The sequence below is a fragment of the Candidatus Omnitrophota bacterium genome, from assembly GCA_028716165.1.
Taxonomy (GTDB): domain Bacteria; phylum Omnitrophota; class Gorgyraeia; order JABMRG01; family JABMRG01; genus JAQUQI01.
The window spans coordinates 1-3,112 of sequence record JAQUQI010000026.1; the positions used below are offsets into that span (position 1 = coordinate 1).

The 3,112-nt window shown below is 43.4% G+C and carries 6 protein-coding genes; all 6 read right to left on the reverse strand.

Features of this window, described 5'->3' with window-relative positions; translation table 11 throughout:
- Positions 1-253: hypothetical protein (locus PHV77_07550; protein MDD5505126.1), on the reverse strand; the 253-nt coding region annotated here is incomplete at its 3' end.
- A 3-nt stretch (positions 254-256) separates the two neighbouring features.
- Entirely contained in the window at positions 257-682 is a 426-nt protein-coding gene (gene nuoB, locus PHV77_07555; GenBank protein ID MDD5505127.1) for an NADH-quinone oxidoreductase subunit NuoB, read from the reverse strand.
- The gene (locus tag PHV77_07560; GenBank protein MDD5505128.1) at positions 682-1,593 is read right to left on the reverse strand and encodes an NADH-quinone oxidoreductase subunit H; all 912 of its coding nucleotides are present in this window, start codon (positions 1,591-1,593) and stop codon (positions 682-684) included. Before PHV77_07560 ends, nuoB begins: the two co-directional genes overlap by 1 nt.
- A 3-nt stretch (positions 1,594-1,596) precedes the next feature.
- A complete protein-coding gene (locus PHV77_07565; protein ID MDD5505129.1) occupies positions 1,597-2,094 on the reverse strand; it encodes a 4Fe-4S binding protein in 498 nt (165 codons plus the stop codon).
- 5 nt (positions 2,095-2,099) lie between these two features.
- The gene (locus PHV77_07570; protein MDD5505130.1) at positions 2,100-2,915 is read right to left on the reverse strand and encodes an FAD/NAD(P)-binding protein; all 816 of its coding nucleotides are present in this window, start codon (positions 2,913-2,915) and stop codon (positions 2,100-2,102) included.
- The coding region (locus PHV77_07575; protein ID MDD5505131.1) for a 4Fe-4S dicluster domain-containing protein at positions 2,912-3,112 on the reverse strand (201 nt) is incomplete at its 5' end. The genes PHV77_07570 and PHV77_07575, both read right to left, overlap by 4 nt.

A 3,112-nucleotide genomic window follows, 5' to 3' on the forward strand; every position in this document is an offset into this window, starting at 1 on the left:
CTTCGATCATCACTTTCAAAGAATATACTTCGCCTGCAGGGTCATATACAAAATGATAAACTATCTCAAGGCCCTGCGGCGTGTCTGATCCCGAGGCAGTCGAGAACCTTAACCCCAATTCTCTGAATAATATCCTTGTGGCACCGAAAATATTGGCCTTATTTATCGAAAAATATACTTTACGCGCGGACATCTCTTTCCAGTCAAGTATTTTATCGCCTAATCTTTCTTTTATCCTCTCTCTTATATTCATAAATTATTTACCTTTATTTAATTTCTCTACCAACTTAACGATCCCGGAGATTATTGCCTCCGGCTTCGGAGGGCAACCCGGAATATAAAGGTCTACCGGCAATATCTCATCAAGCGGTTCCCTGACATTATAACTATAGCGGAACATGTGCCGCGAAAGGGCACATTGCCCGACGGCAACTACCACGCAGGGTTTAGGTGCCTGCTCATAGATCTTTTTCATTCTCGGCACGGATTTCCTATTCATGGCCCCGGTAATAAGAATAGCGTCGGCGTGCCTGACCGAACCGATCAATTGCACGCCAAAACGTTCTATATCATGCCTAGGCGTAAAACAATCCAGTATTTCGATATCGCAGTTATTGCACGATCCGCAGCTAACATGAAAAACCCAGATTGATTTGGTTAATGCTTTAGTTTTTATGCTCATTATAACCCCACTGCCGCTAATATAACGCTTAAGGCCGCCACAATGGTTACCGGGCCCCAGAAAAACCTTAGTGCCTGGTCAATACGCATCCGGGGATTGGTATTTTTTACTAAAACTATCAATAACACTATACCTATATATTTTAGGATTAGCAACACCCATCCCAGGTCTTTACCCATAAACAGGCATATAAGTAATAAGGGCATTGCATACAACATTACTGCCTTGATCAGTTTATACACAGCCAAAAGAAGCCCTGAATATTCTATCAGTGTTCCTGCCATGATCTCCTGCTCTGCTTCCGATATGTCAAACGGAGCCAGCCCCAGTTTTGCCTGCATGGCAAAAAATGCTGCGATAAAAGCTAAAATACCTGAAAACGAGAATATATTTGAGCCGAAGCTTATCTGATAATTGATTATTGAACCCAATTGAATAGAACCCTGGCATTTTATAATGACCGCGATCAACGACAAAACAAAGGGCAATTCATAGCCTAAAACCAGCTTCATTTCACGGCTCGCGCCCACTGACGCCAGAGGATTACGCGAGCTGGAAGCGCCGATTATCATTGAAATCGCCGGCATTGTCAAAAGATAAAGTATGACTATAATATCCCCGTAAAAACTTTCCAGGGGCGAAAGCATTGCCTTACCTAATATAACAGCTGCCAGGACAATGCTCAAAAAACCAAGATATGGCGCTAAGATAAACGTCCAACGGCTACTCCTGGGAATTATGGTCTCCTTGCCGAAAAGTTTGACTATATCAATGAAATTCTGATACCATGGCGGGCCAACGCGCCATTGCAGGCGGGCGGAGATCTTACGGTCAAACCAACCTGCCAATAGCCCTACGCATACAGCAGTAAATAAACCCGGGAATATCAGATAATTAAATATAATTTTCATAGTCTACTTCTTTTTTGGCTGCGCTTTTATATCCAGCCTTGACCATTTCCTGGTATGAACAGCCAGATGCTCACCGACAAAATACATATCCTGCTCCAGGTTCTCTTCAACATCCTTAAATTCCACGGCTTTTTTAGGACAGGCGGTAATACATCTAGGAAGCCTTCCCTTCTGACCTACGCAAAAATCGCATTTTGAATCTAAATAAGGAATAAAATCCTGAAAAATGACCCCAAATGGACAAGCCAAAACACATGACTTACAGCTTGTACAACGCATCTTATAACGTTTAATATGCCCGTCGCTGGCGCGTTCCAACGCGTTGTGATAGCAGGAATTAACGCACGGCGCCTGCTCGCAATGCCGGCAGATAGTAGCGAATGTGGCGTACTCCCTTAAATTAGCAATACCGTTATTCTGTGGATGATAAAAATAATCACAGGCAACCTTGCATTCTTTACAAGTGCTGCAAATATCCAGATCAACAAACAAACGAGTCATATTTTTTAGTCCCAAATATCGTGAACATCTTTTAATTCTTCATAAGTAAACACCGGGCCGTCTTTGCAAATATAGAATTTACCGATACGACAGTGCCCGCACTTGCCCAGGCCGCAAGACATTGATTTTTCCATGGAAAGATAAATGTCCGAAGGGGCGAACCCTAAGTCCAGGAGTTTAAGCGTTACGAATTTCATCATTATGGGCGGGCCGCAAACAATGGCAACCGCCTTTTTCATATCTATGGGCAGATCATTTAGAACAGTAGTGATCAAACCAACATGCCCTTTCCAGGAAGGATCCCCCACGTCAACAGTAGTAAGCCAGTCTACCCCTTCTTTAGCCGACCATACAGGGATTTGATCCTTATAAATAATGTCCTGCGCGGTACGCGCTCCGTAACGAAACACTATTTTATTATATTTCTTGATATCGGCGAATAACCCAAACAGTAACGCTCTTAGCGGAGCAAGCCCTACGCCTCCTCCGACGATCAAAACGTCTTTGCCTTCAAATTTATGCAGCGGATAACCTTTCCCGAACGGCCCGCGGATACCCAAAGAAATATTCTTATCTGAATTATGCAATAAAGAAGTAACCTTTCCGGCATTCATTATCGTCACGTCTATTTTTTCTTTTACTGCCGGGTCAGATGACGGAGTAAACGGCGCTTCCCCTATACCGGGCAAGGTCAACTCAATGAACTGGCCGCATTTAAACTCAAAATGCTCCTTTGGCCGAATCACAAAAGTCTTGATCTTGGAGGATTCGGTAATTATGTTTTCCAAAACGCCCTCTATGGGCTTGTAGATGTTTTTCATTGTGCCAGATTTAATTTTTTAGCCAGGTCTTTCAATACTTCTCTGATGTCGATCTTGCCCGGGCAGACTTCTATGCACCTTCCGCAGCCGCAGCATGCCGGCATTTTAAGATGTTCAAAGAAAAAGTCAAATTTTTTAGTAAATCTGAAACGCAGGCGCTGCGCCCTTAATTTGTTAGGATTAGCCCCTCCGGCAAC